The 16,130-nt window shown below is 64.4% G+C and carries 16 protein-coding genes and 1 tRNA gene; 6 read left to right on the forward strand and 11 right to left on the reverse strand.

Translation table 11 applies throughout. From position 1 onward, the window contains the following. Positions 1-133 precede the first annotated feature (133 nt). The 4 genes from BN977_RS32580 (at position 134) to BN977_RS01025 (ending at position 3,784) form a co-directional block, all read left to right on the forward strand. Positions 134-1,636, forward strand: a complete 1,503-nt coding sequence (locus BN977_RS32580) for a hypothetical protein (RefSeq protein ID WP_131589983.1) — start codon at positions 134-136, stop codon at positions 1,634-1,636. Between the two features lie 39 nt (positions 1,637-1,675). Further along, entirely contained in the window at positions 1,676-2,158 is a 483-nt protein-coding gene (locus BN977_RS32585; RefSeq protein ID WP_036395775.1) for a hypothetical protein, read from the forward strand. Positions 2,159-2,184: 26 nt separating this feature from the next. After that, positions 2,185-2,532: a DUF4333 domain-containing protein gene (locus tag BN977_RS31655; protein WP_234709483.1), complete on the forward strand. Its 348-nt coding sequence runs from the start codon at positions 2,185-2,187 to the stop codon at positions 2,530-2,532. Positions 2,533-3,037: 505 nt separating this feature from the next. Next, positions 3,038-3,784, forward strand: coding sequence for a hypothetical protein (locus tag BN977_RS01025; RefSeq protein WP_036395780.1), 747 nt, complete (start codon positions 3,038-3,040; stop codon positions 3,782-3,784). A gap of 37 nt (positions 3,785-3,821) precedes the next feature. On the opposite strand, the gene BN977_RS01030 is transcribed toward BN977_RS01025, so the two are convergent. Continuing rightward, positions 3,822-4,328, reverse strand: a complete 507-nt coding sequence (locus BN977_RS01030; protein ID WP_036395783.1) for a pyridoxamine 5'-phosphate oxidase family protein — start codon at positions 4,326-4,328, stop codon at positions 3,822-3,824. Between the two features lie 637 nt (positions 4,329-4,965). On the opposite strand from BN977_RS01030, the gene BN977_RS01035 reads away from it, so the two are divergent. After that, positions 4,966-5,292 (forward strand): hypothetical protein, encoded by a 327-nt coding sequence (locus tag BN977_RS01035; RefSeq protein WP_131589985.1) that lies wholly within the window; start codon positions 4,966-4,968, stop codon positions 5,290-5,292. 8 nt (positions 5,293-5,300) lie between these two features. Here BN977_RS01035 and BN977_RS33185 read toward each other — a convergent pair whose 3' ends face one another. The 8 genes from BN977_RS33185 to BN977_RS32750 all read right to left on the reverse strand — a co-directional run bounded on the left by BN977_RS33185 (position 5,301) and on the right by BN977_RS32750 (position 13,326). Next, the gene (locus BN977_RS33185) at positions 5,301-9,413 is read right to left on the reverse strand and encodes a tape measure protein (RefSeq protein WP_234709484.1); all 4,113 of its coding nucleotides are present in this window, start codon (positions 9,411-9,413) and stop codon (positions 5,301-5,303) included. A 278-nt stretch (positions 9,414-9,691) separates the two neighbouring features. Further along, a complete protein-coding gene (locus tag BN977_RS01045; RefSeq protein WP_036395789.1) occupies positions 9,692-10,534 on the reverse strand; it encodes a phage major capsid protein in 843 nt (280 codons plus the stop codon). 187 nt (positions 10,535-10,721) lie between these two features. Then, positions 10,722-11,249: a hypothetical protein gene (locus BN977_RS31260; RefSeq protein WP_131589987.1), complete on the reverse strand. Its 528-nt coding sequence runs from the start codon at positions 11,247-11,249 to the stop codon at positions 10,722-10,724. Next, positions 11,246-11,482: a hypothetical protein gene (locus tag BN977_RS01055; protein ID WP_138251376.1), complete on the reverse strand. Its 237-nt coding sequence runs from the start codon at positions 11,480-11,482 to the stop codon at positions 11,246-11,248. Before BN977_RS01055 ends, BN977_RS31260 begins: the two co-directional genes overlap by 4 nt. 14 nt (positions 11,483-11,496) lie before the next feature. Next, entirely contained in the window at positions 11,497-11,781 is a 285-nt protein-coding gene (locus tag BN977_RS33605) for an NUMOD4 domain-containing protein (protein WP_407661162.1), read from the reverse strand. Next, on the reverse strand, positions 11,745-12,032 hold the full coding sequence (locus tag BN977_RS32590; RefSeq protein ID WP_036395796.1) for a hypothetical protein: 288 nt from the start codon (positions 12,030-12,032) through the stop codon (positions 11,745-11,747). Before BN977_RS32590 ends, BN977_RS33605 begins: the two co-directional genes overlap by 37 nt. 572 nt (positions 12,033-12,604) lie before the next feature. Beyond that, positions 12,605-13,162: a hypothetical protein gene (locus tag BN977_RS01070; RefSeq protein ID WP_131589991.1), complete on the reverse strand. Its 558-nt coding sequence runs from the start codon at positions 13,160-13,162 to the stop codon at positions 12,605-12,607. After that, positions 13,159-13,326 (reverse strand): helix-turn-helix domain-containing protein, encoded by a 168-nt coding sequence (locus tag BN977_RS32750; protein WP_165576274.1) that lies wholly within the window; start codon positions 13,324-13,326, stop codon positions 13,159-13,161. The genes BN977_RS01070 and BN977_RS32750 overlap by 4 nt, the downstream gene beginning before the upstream one ends. 260 nt (positions 13,327-13,586) lie before the next feature. Between BN977_RS32750 and BN977_RS01080 the strand changes: the two genes are divergently transcribed. After that, positions 13,587-14,789, forward strand: coding sequence for a tyrosine-type recombinase/integrase (locus BN977_RS01080; RefSeq protein WP_036395803.1), 1,203 nt, complete (start codon positions 13,587-13,589; stop codon positions 14,787-14,789). A 110-nt stretch (positions 14,790-14,899) separates the two neighbouring features. On the opposite strand, the gene BN977_RS01085 is transcribed toward BN977_RS01080, so the two are convergent. Together BN977_RS01085 and BN977_RS01090 are read right to left on the reverse strand one after the other, a co-directional pair. Further along, positions 14,900-14,973: transfer RNA gene (locus BN977_RS01085), tRNA-Pro, on the reverse strand. 40 nt (positions 14,974-15,013) lie between these two features. Further along, entirely contained in the window at positions 15,014-15,949 is a 936-nt protein-coding gene (locus BN977_RS01090) for a sulfite exporter TauE/SafE family protein (protein WP_036395805.1), read from the reverse strand. Positions 15,950-16,130 lie beyond the last annotated feature (181 nt).

The raw sequence follows: 16,130 nt of genomic DNA on the forward strand, positions 1-16,130 counted from the left end.
TACCTCGCAGCGCTGGCCGTCGGTGCTCGTCGCACCGGCCCCGACAGCGGTGGACGCCGGCCGCCACCGCGCCATACTCGCGCGCTCAAGTGGTGACCGCGGTCGAGGGCTGCGCTTGGGTGTGGCGGCGGGTTTGACCGCGCTGCTGGTCCCGGTCGCGGGCCTGGCAGTCCCGCTGGTCATGAGTGATCCGGCCCTCGTGGCCCAAGCCTCAGCGACCCCAAAACCGGGATCCCCGGGCGGAAATCATTCCAAGCCGGGCGACAACAAGAAAAAGAAGAAATCCGACAACAAAAAGTCGAACAACTGCAGCAGTCATAACGGGCCGTCGGCCCGCGGATCCAGCAGCGATTCCGACGCACACCGGCGTGCCGGATCGAGTTTCACCGAGCAGACCAACGCCAACAACCGCTGGACCGCTGACGGAGCCAACCGCAGTGTGAACACCCGGATCGCCAGCCAGGCCCAACCGCCACAGCCGGTGCAGGCACCCACTCAAGTCATCGATGAAAATCCCACGCAGGGCGCGCAGAGCAGCACCCAGCCGGCGACACCGCCGCAGGACACCGCACCGTCCCAGACGCCAGCCAGCCAACAGCAAATGCCGCCATCGACGCCACCGAGCCTGTTCGGTGGCCAGCAGAGCACCGCGACGGTGACTGCCGCGCCCCCGCCCACGCCGAACAACCCGAGCAATCCCCTCGGCCCGGCCACCGCCCTGGCGATCGGTGCCGCTGCGGCCGCTGCGTCCCGAAGGCGCAGCAGCACAAGCTCGTCAACCACTTCGACCAACCCCCGCGACAACTGGGACCACGGCCCCGGACTCCAAGGACCGGGCTGGGATCTCAAGCAGTCTCCCCAAGCACCGATCCCACCCGAGCCCCATGAGGTCACCCCAGATACCCTCGCCGCCGCGATCACTAGCCCGGGATCCGTGCCGGGATCACACACCTCCCCGACGACTCTCGCCACCCTGCTCGGCGCGTCCAACACTTCAGCTACCAGCACCCAGAGGACCTGGGAACTCGACCCCGCTACTGCCCAGGAGCAGCCGTGGCAACTCACCGGCGAATTCGGCACCACGCACACGGAATTCCCGGGCGGCGGCGAAAAAATTGGAGTTGATGGCCGATATGGCCTGCACAATCGAACCCCTATCCCCATCGTTGAAACGAATGCCGGGGATTACGATGTAAACAGCTCGATCCAGCAACAAGCCGGTGGCGAGTTAAGCTTGTCCGGAATTGTTGATCCGCAATCAAACCCGGCTACGCAAAGTGCAAGCGTCAGCGCAGGCGCATTCGCTGGTTACAACCTGAAGAATACGACTGTCATATCTGGCCCGGCTGCTGACCTAACCGTCGACACTGCGCTAAAACTTGGTATCAGCAAGGGATTCGGCCCCGATACCGGTACACCCGTCGGCAGCGACGCAATATTCAACGATCTGGGGAGTGGCCGGTACTATGTCAATTTGCCGCTGAGTGTTTCACCGTTGCAATACGTCGAACTCAGCGGCGCAATCGCTGGAGTCGTTGATGTGCCTCGCGTGCTCCGTGATATCGAGTCAGGACTCGGGCTCGCTAGCGAGTGGGTGGTCGGTGGTATCCCGTCACTTCTGACGGGAAAGGGGTAGGGTCAGATTTTGAATTGCGAAGGAGCCGAGAAAGCTGAGATGACGCCTCTCGAACTTGAGATTACCGGGCGAGCGCCGGCTGGCTGGAGGTTGTGCCCGACGGCAGATCGGAGTCGCGACACGCATATTGACTTCACTCTAGACAGCGAACCTGAACAGCGATTCGTACCCAGGATGACCCTCTCGGTCCTGGAAACCGTTGATCCGAGCATATCTCTGGAAACCCACGCCCGGCGGCGTCGACAGATCGTGTATGCAGCCGACAGCGGTGCTCAGCTTCGACGCGGTGAGTTCATCTCTAGACGTGACCCCGCGGTGTACGGCCAGGTGATCCGATTCGAAACCGAAGTCTCTCCCGGCGAACGAGTCGCGGTAATGCACAGTGAAATACTGTTCGACTTGATGAGAAGCTCTAAGCAGATCCTGATTTTTCTCCTGACAGCGCCAGAGTTGATATTCGAAGACTGTGCGCGGGATTTTGCGGTGTTTGTCAAGAGTGTCGTCGTCCAAGAAAGCGGATAGTCAGCGAAATGTTTCACAGATTTCTCGTGTCTACCATCGCCATATGCGCGACCAGCCTCGGGGCAGGCTGCTCCGTCACGTCAACCTGGCATGCAGGACCGGAGCAAGCGGGGCCGCAGTCGACACCACCGGTAAAGGCTCTTTCGCGAGAACAAATCGAAGCCATCGGTAAAGAACGGATAGAGCAGCAGTATCGCGTCGAAGTGGAGTCGCTTGTATGTGACGGGCCTCTTCAAGCGACGGTAGGTGCTACACAACGTTGCATCGAGACGGCTGGCGGTGAGAAAATCGGCATGACATTGATCGTCACTAAAATCGATGGACAGAAGGTCGACTTCCGCATGAAGATCGATGATCATCCAATCCCGAATTAGTTCGGTAGAGACCGATATCGATACGCCAAGGCGAGGTAAAAGGCGAAACCCTGTGCGGTCAGCACAACGCGCGATCGACAGAAGTCGGTCCAAGCCGATGTCATCGGCCATGAGTTCTGCTGCACGCGCATCCCACACCCGGGCTCGACGGTGGACAGTCATGTCGACATCGCACAGACGCGCATGCGGCGGCCGACCGAGCCTTTGCTCCAACGTCTCGCAGCGATTGCCGTCGGTATTGACTGAACGCTGACGGCATCGGCGCGCCCGTCTGCTCTTCGATTCCAAATCACCGTGGCCACACGGCACTAACGAGAACACTGTGAGTATCGAACAGGCTCGGTGTGGTTGAGCCAAGCTGGCGTCGGCAAGTCAACGCGAAGGCGAGACGTCGCATCGATCCATCTACGTAGTACGGCAGTAGTTGATGACAAATGAGTCTCGGTCGGGTTGAGATGTCGCGTCATGCAGCCACTGTCGAGGGCGTCGCTGTCATCCTGGTTCGGTGGCGCCTAGGACAGCGAAGAAGACCGACAGCCGTTTGGCGGCTCGGCTTGCCGCGCTTGCCTCGCTGGGCGCTTCTGTCATCCATTTCGCCGTCGTTCCCGCGCACTGGCAGGAATGGATCCCAGCGGGCCTGTTTTTCGCATCCATCGCGCTGTTCCAACTCGTGTGGGCGCGGCTGGTACTGACCCGGACCACCACCCCGGTGCTGGCCCTTGGCATCATCGTCAATCTTGCCGTCATTGCGCTTTGGTCCGTGTCGAGAACCGCCGGAGCGCCGCTGGGTCCCCACGCCGGTCAAGCCGAACTGATCCAAGCCGCGGACCTATGCGCGCTGCTGCTCCAAATCTATGTCGTCATGGGCGCTGGCTGGGTCTGGCACCGCGGCCTTCAAGGACAACCGGTGTCCGCCTTCGGCAGCGCCATGGTGCTCCTTGGCGCCATCGGGGTCGTCACCCTGGCGTCCACAGTGGGCGCTGCCTCCGGTCTGCGGCACGGCAACCACGCCCCAGCCGGTGCTGAAGCAGGGGCTCATCACCACGAAACCGGTTCAGAGCAGAGCGGCAACCACCACGGTCATGATCCGGAGCCGGCGTCTCCCCGGCCTGCCGTCCGCCCGGTCGAAGCTCCTGCGCCCGCCCCTGGCTCTGGCGGTGCGTCTGAGCAGGCTACGCCCGTGCCGATCAGCGAACCGCTTCCGGCAGCGACACCGCTAGACGACCACCAAGACCACGACCATGTGCATTGACCTGCGGCCTGCGTGGTCGATCCACCGTCTGGAGCTGCTAGTTTCCGCCCGTCAGGTCTACGCGGCCGATAGCCTCGCCCGGATGACGCACGATGTCGAGGGCCGACATTCCGATGCCGTAGGTGGATAACCATCGCCTCGGCCGGACCGCGATGAAACACAGCTCAGCACCCTGAGAGACGATGCGCTCCTCTGCGGCGAGAATGCGACGGAGAAACCACGACGCATGGAATGCCCTTCGCGCGTCAGCGTTTTGGTGATCCAGTATCTCGGCCGAGCCCACAAACTGGACGGCTGCCGGCGGCATCATGGGGAGAAAGCGGTGCGGTATGGGAATGACGAGGGCGACCGGCGGTCGTCGTCGGATGTTTCCCACCTTGACGTTCGTTGTCCGGGTCGTGATGTACAACGTCAGGTCTGTGCCTTCACCGGCGGCTGCATACGTGACGGCGGTCGCGTGGGGGTTGCCGTCTCGATCGAGCGTCGACAGGGTGCCGAACGACCGTCGTCGAATCGCATTCTCTACTGTGTCGAGGTCGGTCACGGTTGTTCCTTCCTCCGCCACTTCCCCGGCTCCGACTGGGTGGCTTGCCGACCTATTGATGCATTCGGCTTGTGTCCGAAGATCTCCGATTGTCCTTTGAGATGAAGGTAGCCCAAGCGGTGGACCGGTGACCCATAGCGACGCAGCGTGCGAATAGCGCAACGAATCTCCGGAAGAGACTCGCCAACCTCGATACGTGTCGGGACGGCCCTCACGCCGTGCACGCGATGAGGTGAACACACCAAAAGTGGCTTGGCAAACTCCTGGCCCGCCGGCTCAGATTTCTCCGGGGTCCGGAAACCAGAAAACCCGCTCCGACGCTGGTCAGAGCGGGTTTTTCGTGGTCGGGCTGACAGGATTTGAACCTGCGACCACTTGACCCCCAGCTATGCGGAGTGACTTTCGCAGAGCTTTGCTGACTTTCATTTTTGCAGGTAAACAGGCATTTAATGAGGATCGGCGAAGCTCAGCGAGAACCCACGAAAGTGGGCGAAAGTGACCTAGTTGTCGTACCGGTTGTCGTACGACAGAGCCGCGCCTGATTGGTGGGCCGATTTCGCGAAAGCTGTTGATAGATCAACACATTCGGAGAGTAGTGCCTTGACTCAACGTTAACGGCTGAATTACTCTCACGCGCATGCAACTTGCGCCCTCCGAGGCTTCTGCGATTCCCCACCCTGCTGGCGCTACCGCTGTCGGCGAATGGATGCAGGACGGAGGCGAGGGCGACGAGTTTCGGCGCTTCGCGGTCAGCTCGGCAGCCGTCGAGACCGAGGCGGGTCACACGCTTGAGGTCGGCGTCGAGGGTGAGCAGTTTGCGGACGGGACCGAGCGGCATGTAATCACCCTTGAAGCCGGGATCGATGCGCTGGGCAACCTAACGAGCGCCGACGCACGCGAGCTGGCCGCCGCCCTGCTCGCGGCAGCTGACTTACAGGACGGTTGCGCATCATCTGCCGCGTGACATGCTGACTATCGCTTGACGGTCGACCGCGTGCGGGCGTTCTGCTCGCGCTTCCAGTCGCCCATCATCTCGTCCTTGCTGTAACCGAAATTGCCGCTCAGAACGATTGAGTTGTCGACGTCGCCGGCCGCCCGCTGCTCGCCCTGCGGTGCGCTCGGCGCGAACGCTGACAGCGCATTGACCGCCGAGTCAGCCAGAGACGGGCCACCGCCCGCGGACAGCGCCGGGTTGAAATCGCCGGGTGACAGCTTCGGGCTGCCAGACTCGGCCGTCCAATTGTCGCCCTGCTGCCCGCCGATCGACGTCAGCATGTCGCCCAGACCGACACTGTCGGCCACACCGTTCGCGAAGCCTCCCAGCGGACTATCCCCCGCGGCGGCGCCTTGGCCGCCCACACCGTTGGCGAGCAGACCGCCGGCGAAGTTCACGCCGGCCATGAGCGACTTGACTGTCGGCCATTCCAGCGGGTTGGAGAACAGCGACCCGTCGAGGCCGATCGACTCCAACACGCCAGACACGAACGTCTTACCGAGGTCGCTGCCGTTGAAGCCACCGCCGCCGCTCGACGAGCTGCTGCGGGATTTGTCGAGCTTGCCCTTGGTGCGCAGCTCGGTGTCGGCGTTGATCGCGTCGGCCGCCTTCTGGTGCGCCCGGGTCTGCGCCTCTTTTGCGTCTTCGAGCTCACGGTCGGCGACGTCAGCGGAATGCTGCGCGTCCTCGACGCCCTTACCCTTGGCCTTGGCGGCTTCCAGGCGCTCGTGTGCGCGCTTCTGCCGGTAGGTGGCGTCATCGACCGCCTGGTCGGCGTTGCGCGCCGTCGTGTTGGCGCTGTCGACCTTGCTCGACGAGCTGGACAACTCGGCCGAAGTGGCCGACCGGTATGACCCGCCACCGCCGCTGCCGCCGCCCGACGAACTGTAGGCAGCGCCGATCGTGGAAGCCCCACCGTCGAGGCCGCCCATCGCTTCCGGCGGCAGGTGCATGCGGTTGGTGAACATCGAATCTTCGGCACCGGCCGCGGACCCGCCGAACTGGCCGTTACCGCGGGCGCCGCCCATCTCGAAGTGAGTACCGTCGGGCAGCGTCGCCGCGGTGTGCCCGCCGGCCGGCCCGCCGTTGTACCACCCGACGCGCAGCGACCCAGACGGGCCCAGACCCGGCTTGAAACCACGCTTAGCCAGCTCCTCGCCTTCGGTGGCGGTCGCGAACCGGGAACCAAACGGGTCACGTCCGGTCGCATAGTTCGCGATGGCCGAAACCGCACCAGAGCAGTCGCCCCAGTTGACACCGCCGCGGACATACTTGGCACCTTCGACCCCGCGCGCGAAGTTGACCAGGCTGTCGGCGCCAACGAGGCCGCCCTCGGCGAACCGAGGTAGCGCTGCCTTGAGCATGTCCCACACGGGCACACCGGAGTTGATCGCCTTGAGCAGCGGCAGGTTGCCCTCGGTCGCGCGCGCGTTGGTGATCCACTCACCGTTCGCGACACGCACCATTGCCGGGAAACCGAGGATGCTGTCGCTCGTCCCTGTGCCCGGGCCGCTGATCTGGCCGCCGTCGCGGTAGCCGGGAAGGACGCGGCCACCGAGGACCATCCCGCCGGTGTTACCGCCGCCGAGGCCCAAGAAGCTGCCGACGGCCGCCGCACCGCCAGCGATCTTGTCGAAGACGCCGCCGATTTTGTCCCACACCCGCAAGACGGTGTCGCGCACCGTGTTGAACGCGCCGACCAGGCCATCCTTGAACGCGCTGATCTTGGTGCCGATCGTGTCGAGCACCCCGGTGAAGCTGTCCCACACCACTTTTGCGCCGGTCCAGAACGTCGAGATTGCACCCCGGATGGCATCGAAGCCGGGCACCGCGACGTTCTTCCACAGCCAACTGATCTTGTCGCCAACCCACCCGATAGCGGTGGTAGCCGCATCCCAGATGACCTTGGTGACGTTCCACCAGGTGCTCAGGGTCGCCACGATGCCGTTGAATGCCGGCACGACAACGTTCTGCCACAGCCAGCCGATCACGGAACCGAGCGCCTGAAACGCTGCGATAGCTACGGTGAACTGGATCTTGCCGACGGACAGCGCCAGCCGGCCGATCCACTCGACGGCCGGCTGAATGAATGTCCACACCTGCTTGACCGCATTGCCGAGCGTCGAGAATGCCTCGCGGGCAATGGCGCCGAGCTTCTGCAACCCGGGCTGAATCGCTTCCCACGCCTTACCCAGCGTGCTCTTGATCCACTCCCACACCGGGACCGCAACTGCCTTAATGCCGGTCCAAATCTTGTCCCAGAGCTTGCGGCCGGTTTCGGTCTTGGTGAAGAACGCCCAGAGTGCCACGCCGGCGGCCACGACAGCGGCCACAATCAACGTGATCGGATTGGCAGCGAGAGCCGCATTCCAAAGCCATTGCGCCGCAGCCGCCGCACGAGACGCGACAGCCGAAGCCATAGCCGCGACACGTCCGCGCGCCGTGGTGGCCGCGTTGGCGGTCTGCGCAGCAGAGTTGGCGCCCTGCGCCACCGTGTTGCCGGCGAGCGCCGCGGTGAGCTGCGTCATCGCTGCGGCCTGCTGCCGGATCGCGGCAGTCTGCGCGAGCATGATCGGCGCGTTGATGATCTTGAACGCGCCGTTGAGCGCGGACACGATCGGGGCAACGGTCTGTTCGAGCATGCGGAACCCAGCGAATGCGGCCACCAGGCCGCCGATCAAAGGGACCGCCCACGATGCATTGTCGGCGACGAACCGCAGCGCGCCGCCCAACAGGTTCAGTGCCGGCACGAGGACAGACGAAAGTGTCTGCGGGCCAATGGCAACGATCGCCTGGCCGAACGCGCCGGCCGCCTGTCCGGCCGACTGCAACGCCGGGCCGGCCTGCTGTAGTGCCGGGCCAAGCTTCTGCACCGACGAGGTGATCGACGTCAACGCGTCGCTGCGCCCCTCGCCGGTGCGCAGCGCCTGGACGCGGTCGACGAGGCGCCCCATCCAGTCGATGACCTTCTGCACGCCGCCGTTATCGAGCCATGCGGTGAGTTTGTTGCCGAGGTCGTTCGCCCACGGCCCGATGATTCCGGTGAGCTGCGCGGTGTACGGCTTGATCGCCGTCGTGATCTTGTCGAATGCGCCGGTGAACGCGAGGGTAAGCGGTGATACCGCGGAGAAGATCGGGCCGGCCAGCTCGGCGCCGAATCGCGAGTATGCGGCCTTGAGGTTGGAGAGCTGACCGCGGATGCTGCCGCCCATGTTCTGCGCGGCGCCGCCGATGTTCTGCTCAATGACCTTCTGGAAGGTGGCGGCGTCGACCTTGCCGTCGGAAACCATCTTGGCGAGCGCTTCGCCGGTCACGCCGTACTCGTCCTGCAGCCATTGGAAGATCGGCAGGCCGCGATCGGACAGCATGTTGAGGTCGCCGGTGAACGCCTTACCGGACGTTTGCACCTTGTTGAAGATGGCGCCCATGTCGGCCAGCGAGGTGCCGGCGATCGCGGCGGTGTCGCCGGTCAGTTTGAGGTACTTGGTGAGCTGCTCGCCGGGCGCGATGCCGGCGGCCACCGCGGACGCGGCGGTGGTCGCAGCCTCGTCGAGCCCGAACGCTGTCCCCTTCACGGCGGCCAGCGCGTTGTCCATGATGGCCTGGACTTTTTGGGCGTCGTTGCCGAGGCCCTGCAGCTTGAACTTGGCGTCGTCGATCGCCGTCAGGCGGGACATGCCGGCGTGGAGTGCGCCGGCGATGCCGGCCGCTGCCAGAGTGCCACCCACCGCGGCGGTGGCCTTGAGCCCCGTCGCGATCGCGCCACCGAGGTTGCGGCCGAGCGATTCGGCGCCGGTGAGCAGGTTGCGCGACAGCGAGCTGCCAACGCCCGAACCGACGTTGGCTGACTCAAGGCCGGCGTTGACTTCGCGACCAAGCGACAGGCCGGCGCTCCGAGCACCGTCACCGCGCAGGAATCGGCCGAGGCCACCGCCGGCGGACGAGTCGAGGCCGGCCTTTACGTCGCGGCCCGCCTGCACGCCGGCACGACGCGCGTCGCGCGTGTCGAACCGGGGCGCAACCGTCAGATTGCGCTCGACACCGGTCACCGCTTGCTTGATGCCAGAAACGAGCTTGCTCGTCTCGGGCAAGACGGTCAGATAGTACGTAGCAGCCACTTTTGGGCTCCGCTCTTGGAAAAAAATGCTGGGGAGAGATGACGCCTATGCCATCTGAGAGGCGCCGATCGGAGGCAAGGGGTACTCCCCCACCCCTCGGCGGGGCGAGCAGCCCAGCGCGTGGAGGTCGCAACAACACGCGCGCTGGGCGCTCATGGATGGCGTTGCGGCTGCAGCATTTCCGCTACGACCGGCGGCGCTTCACCCCGCTACAGAGGAGGGCGCGACAGCCACACCACCACAAGTCAGAGTTACGGTGCGTCGTACAGGCGAACGATCGCGGCCGGATGCGGGAATGCGAAGCCGACGCGCATGGTGGCCTTGATGCCCACGCGATCGGTCTCGAAGTAGCGCGAGCGGTCGACGTCGAGCCGCACGTCGTCGCGCAGCACGACCAGCACCTTGGCTTGCGGGATCGCCCATACGTCGCCGACGGCCACCGCTGGCGACGAGATCAGCCGGATACCGAGCACCTGCCGCTGCGTGGGCTGGCTGGCGTCATACCCGAGCAGCGGCTCATTACTGCCGGTCTGCTTCTTGACCTTGGACAGTTGCAGCACGGTGGTGGGGTGCGCAACGAAGCTCGTAACCTGCGCGCCGACAGTCTCGGCCAGGCTCAGCGCCTCGGCGAACGGGTCGGTGTTGGCGATAGTCCCGCCGGTGTCGATGGTCTGCACGCCCGTGACCGACAGCAAGCCACTCGGCCCGTCGGCGACGGTGTTGCCGAAGAATGCCCTATCGACTCCCGTCGCTATGGACTGAGCCAGACCTTCACCAACCTGCTGCTGAGCAGACGGTGTGGAGTCCTCGGCCAGCTCGCGCGAGATGATCGACAGGCCGGCAACTTTCGCAGGGCGGACGACGATCTCGTCGAAATCGGCGTCCGTCGCCGCGATCTCGCCACCTTCTGCAACCCAGGCTGCCGCAGCGTCGCTCTTGACGATAGGCACTCGGTATTCCGTTTCGAGCGTGGTGACCACGCCGGCGACGTTGAGCGCTACGGAGCTTTCGCGGACCGGCTGGGTGACGAGGGCGCCGAGCTGCTCCTTGAGCAGGGCATGCGTACCGCCAGACACGGAGGTGTTAAGAGCCATAAGTGTTTGCCTCCCAGGCAAATTGAGTCAACTGAGACGAGAGCCGCGTCGCGGGCGCTGCCCTGCGTTGCGTGTTGCCCAGCCTGGGGCGATCGGTGCGGCGGTTGCGGCCACAGACCTGCAAGCCACCGCACCGACCATCATGCAGTACCGATCGTGCAATTTCGGCGGGTCGTCACTTCATTGCTCAGTCGTCCCGATGGCGCTTGTTGATGACGCTTGCCCACGAAACCGGCGGGGTGTATTCGTCACTGCTCGCTCCACTCGCGAACCGGCCATTGAGTGCCCTATTCATACGATCTTGGGCAGACACATTGCGCCCCCAATGCCGGTGCGCAGCCAGCACAGCTTGGCTGGCTTCTTCGACCTTGGCCGGGTCGAGGTTGCCGTTCTCGTCGAGTAGCGCGGCCATCTCAAGGCCGTCGCGCCACAGATCCGCAGGGTCAGCCAGGTGTTTGCGCGCCACCCGCTCAGCCTCATTGCGCTGGATGACGCCGAGACGTTCGGCCAACGCGTCGCGCTGAGCCTCTGCCTCGCGGAGCTGGCGCCGATACTTGGCGGCTTCCCGGTTCCCGCCCGTCTCTCGATCGTCGTGCGCGGTGGCCGTGTCTTCTGCTTCCCCCGCGGTGTCGGTCTGAACGTCAACTGGTTCCACATTCACCGCCTCGGCTGTTGGGTCCTCAACAGACGCGACGTCAATGTTGTTGTCGGTCAACGATATTCCTCCTTTATCAGCGGCCGGGTGATGCCGACCCACTCGGTGTGTTTGGTGACGCCCTGCTCTGTCATCTCGTAGTGCGACATCTGCACCTGCTCGGATCCGTCGGCGAGCCGCCGCAGATCATCGACGCTGTGCCCGGCATGTGGACGTGCGATGGGCAATTCGCGCGGTGCCGGCCGGTAATCCTCGAACGCCGCCCGCAGCGGAAAGCGCTCGTCGTCGGTCAATCCGTCGTCCATGCTCACGATTGCGTCCTCTTCTGGTTGGGGCCGATGGCATTGGGGTAGTAGGTCTGCCGTTGACCGGGACGGGCGAGTGTGCAGCGCGGCGCACGACCATCGTTGGTGACCAGGCGCAAGATTCGGCCCGGCACCCTCCGGTGTCCGCTGGCGGTCGTCACGACACGGGCGACGCTGCGCACCCGGCCGTGGTTGCTCACCTCGTAGAAGCCCGCCCAGCCGTCGACGGGGCGCCATAGCTCGCGGGCGCTCACTGCTGGACCCAGTTCAGTACCGGCGCACCACACGCCCAGACGTGTGCGCTATGGATCTCAGCGGTTACCGGCCGGGGGAGCTTGGCGTGGGACCATTCGCCGTCGGGTTCCTCCCGCCATCCCGCGATGGGCAGGTAGGCGGCCACCGCGAGGCGATGGTCGCTCAGTCGACCGAGCACCTTGGGGACGCCCCGCCGGCGGCTGGTCCTTTGGACCCGTCCGATGATCTCGACGAGCTGCGAGATTTTCACTCGCGGCAGACCGCGGATGACGGCCGGCGTCATGACTAGGTCGTCAACCCGCAGAACCGGCGGTGGACCTGGTTGTTTTCGCATATTCAGTTGTTCCTTCCTTATTTGCTATGGAGTCGGCCACTACAGATACGACAGGTTTCTGCATATGAGGCCCACAAACGCCCCGCCGGATCATGCGACCTGCAGAAACGGCGCGAGAAATTCCACGTGAGGTCAACCCGTAAACATCTGTAGTATCTGTAGTTCAGGCGTGTTTTGTGCCCTCCTACCTGCGGAAACCTTGCTACAGATTGCAACTTTGCATCTGTAGCGATCTGTCGTATCTGTAGTTCGCGCCGGGCTGCCCGTCGTGAATCTGTAGTGTTTGCTGAAGGTATGCGGGCACAGATAGCACAGATATTTCTATATGAGCTCCACACAGCCCCTCGGCGAGACCCCACCAGGGGAAAGGGTCGATATATGCTCCACGTAGCGCCAACCTGAAAATATCTGTGCTATCTGTGCCCATTGACATTTTAATCCTTTGAACTGCGGAGATGTCAGCACACTTCGATCAAAATCATCTGTGCCCATCTGTGCTATCTGTGCTGATAGACCGATTTTCAGCACAGATGCAATTCGTTTGCTGGCCCCGCACCCTTCAGTGCCAGCCCCGCATACATGCGGCGGCCGGCCGCCGTTCGAGACTTGACTCCGAGGCGCGCGGTCAATTCGCGAGAAAACTTGTTCTGCGACATGACGACCTCCCCCCGGGGGGTGGCCCATGCCCGATACGCGTCGAATACCTCGGTAGGGGTCGAGCCCGTCAACGAGCCAGGCGTCAGCTCGCATTCGTCCATGACGAACCGCTCCACCGCCGAGACGAAGCGCTCCACGGCCTCTTTCGGGGCCTCATCCTTATGCCTCGACTGAAGTAGCGTCAGCCGTGTATCTGAGCCGAGAATGCCGAGCGTGCCGTCAAGGGAGTCGGCTGCGACCAGCTCAACCCCATCGATCACCCCGAGCACTACTCGCGACTTGCCACCCGGGCCTTGCTGGTGGAGGTAGGCGTAGGCCGGCGACGTGCTCAGGCTTCCGTCGTGCGCGCTGCGGACGACCATTAGGCCGCCGCCTGCAATCGGTGTGATGGACGTTGTTGTCCACTGAGTCTTCTTGCTCATTCGGCCGCGCTCGCGGGGGCGATCAGACGGTCGAGGTAATCGTCGAGTGACTTCCGTGTGATGAACGATCGGCGTCCGATCTTCACCCTGGTCAGCTCCCCTCGATTCACGAGGGCATAAAGCAGGGTTGTACCGATACCGAGGACTTTCTCGGCGCTCGCCATTGACACGATCAGTGACCCGCCATCTTGACCTGTATTCACTTGTGCTCCATATGAAATTGTGGTTGTTCCCCTGCTCGTTATCGCCGGGGCGGCCAGCATAACCCCCCATCCGTGCAAACTTGCACCTTCGCTCGGTTTTGTGCACAAACTCTGACCTTCGCAGGCTTTCGTGGTCTCCGCTGCGGCGACAGGCCCACCACCATCGGGCCTGTACGCTCACTACCTAGCGACCACTTAACACACCCGGGAGCGATGCGAAAATGGCGAAGCGTGGCAACGGTGAGGGCAATGTCTACAAGCGAATGCGCGACGGCAAGGTGTTCCGCTACGAAGGCAAAATCACCTACGAGGATGCCGATGGCATCACCCGCCGCCACACCGTCTACGCCCGCACCGCGGCTGAGTGCCGCGACAAGATGAAGAAAGCACGGCAGCGAGTCGACGACGGCGCACCGGTACGCGACGCAGCCACCGCCGTATCGAGCTGGCTGCACCAATGGCGCACCACGACCTTGGAAGCCAGCGACCGCAGCCGGGCCACCAAATCGCTCTACGCCAACTTGTCCCGCAAGCATCTGGAAGCAGAGCCGTTCGGCGCGCTGCGACTGGACCGCCTCAAGCCGTCCGATATCGAGAAACTCATCCTCGATATGCGGCGCAAGATGAAGGCCGGCCCGACAGATTCTGAGGGCAACGCCGGCGCTCCGGTGCGTGCGCTCAGCGATTCCACGATCCGCAGCACTTACGCCGTGCTTCGCTCAGCGTTGGACGGTGCAGTGCGTGACGGCCTGATCGCGAAGAACCCAGCTACCGCGGTGAAACGCCCGGGCATCGCCCGACAGGAAGCCACACACATGGAGCCTGACTCCATCAACGCCATTCTGCGAGCCGCGCAGTCGTCGCGGTACTACCCGGCGTTAGCGTTGATCGCGGCGACCGGGTTGCGGCGAGGTGAGGCACTCGCGCTCCGGTGGGACAAGGTTGACCTCAACACCGGCGTGCTGCGCGTCGCAGCGACCATCGGGCGCGTGGACGGCGAGCTGGTGATCAGTGAGCCGAAGACGGACCGATCGCGCCGCCAGGTGCCACTATCCCCCAGCGTGGTGGCGCTGCTCCGCGACCACAAGGCGACACAGAGCGCAGAGCGGCAGGCCGCCGCTGGTGCATGGGGCGATGATGGCGGATTGGTGTTCACCACCGATCGCGGCACGCCCGTGGATCCGCGGAACCTGCTGCGCGTCGTCGAGGTCGCCGCCAAGTCGGCGGGTGTCGAGAACGTCGGCGTCCACTCCCTGCGCCACAGCGCCGCCGTGGCCTGGTTGGAGCGTGGCGTGCATATCAAGGCCGTGGCGGATCTGCTCGGCCACTCGTCAATCAGCATCACGGGCGATATCTACGGACACACCAGCGACGACACCGCCCGGTCCGCGGTGGAGGCACTTAGCGATGCGCTCACGTTCTGATGCAATTTTCACCGTGTCGTCGTATCCGTTGTCGTACATACCCCCGGCGGGTATGAAAAAGGCGGCCCTCCCGATCCGGGAAAGCCGCCTCTGACCTGCTACTTCATCTGTCGGGCTGACAGGATTTGAACCTGCGACCACTTGACCCCCAGTCAAGTGCGCTACCAAGCTGCGCCACAGCCCGCGGTGCCGCCGGGATCGCCGGCAGCGGACGAAACTCTACCTCAGCCGGGCCGCCCAACCACAATCGCCCCATCGGTGTCGGCCGCGTCCTCGACCGCTACCGGCGCGGCGGGCTGCGGCGCCCGCGAAACCCGCCACGCGTAGCCCACCAGCGCCGCCCACGCCACCACGATGACGGCGTACACGACCGTCGACGCCGGCGCGTGCACCCCGAAGTACGCGAGCAGCTTCTGGCTGTTGGTCAACACGATCACCCCGCCGACGCCGGTGCCCAGCAGCGCCGGGCTGACCCGGCTCACCAGCCAGGCGGCCACCGGGGCGGCGATCACACCGCCGACCATCAAGCCGACCACCACCGGCCAGTTGTCCAGGAAATCCTGCTTCAGACCCACCAGGAAGCCCAGCGACGCCGACACCGACACCAGGAACTCCGAGGCGCTCACCGAACCGATCACGGTGCGCGGCGCGGTCTTGCCCTGCGACAGCAGCGTGCTCGTGGTCACCGGGCCCCATCCGCCGCCGCCCGAGGCGTCGATGAACCCGCCGAACAAGCCGAGCGGGGCCAGGAACTTGGCACTGTGGCTGGTGCCGCGCGCCCCGAAGGTCAGCGGTGTGCGCATCGAGAACCGCAACAGCACATAGAGGCCGATGCCCAGCAGGATGGCCGCCATCAGCGGGGCGGCCTGCTCGGTGGACAACGACGACAACACGGTCGCGCCGACGAACGCCCCGAACGCACCGGGCCCGCCGAGCTTGGCCACCAGGGCCCAGTCGATGTTCTTGAACTTCCAGTGCGACAGCCCGGACGCGAAGGTGGTGCCCACCTCGGCGAGGTGCACCGCCGCACTGGCCTGGGCCGCCCCCACCCCGGACAGCACCAGCAGGGTCGAGGCGGTGACGCCGAACGCCATGCCGAGGGCACCGTCGACGAGCTGGGCGCCGACACCGACAAGCGTGAAGATCAGGAGCGAACGCATGGCTGCTTTCGGAAGATGCGGTCAGCGCAAGGCGACCGCAAGGGACAAAGTGGGCGGCGTCAGGGACGCGGACAACACCACTCGTCGAAAGCCATCAACCGCCGCGACGGCCAGAACGGCTCCAGGGCGGACAGCTCGGACGGCGACGCCGCAAGTGCGTGCTGAGCCATCGGTGTCCTCC

This window comes from Mycolicibacterium cosmeticum (assembly GCF_000613185.1).
In the GTDB taxonomy this organism is placed as follows: domain Bacteria; phylum Actinomycetota; class Actinomycetes; order Mycobacteriales; family Mycobacteriaceae; genus Mycobacterium; species Mycobacterium cosmeticum.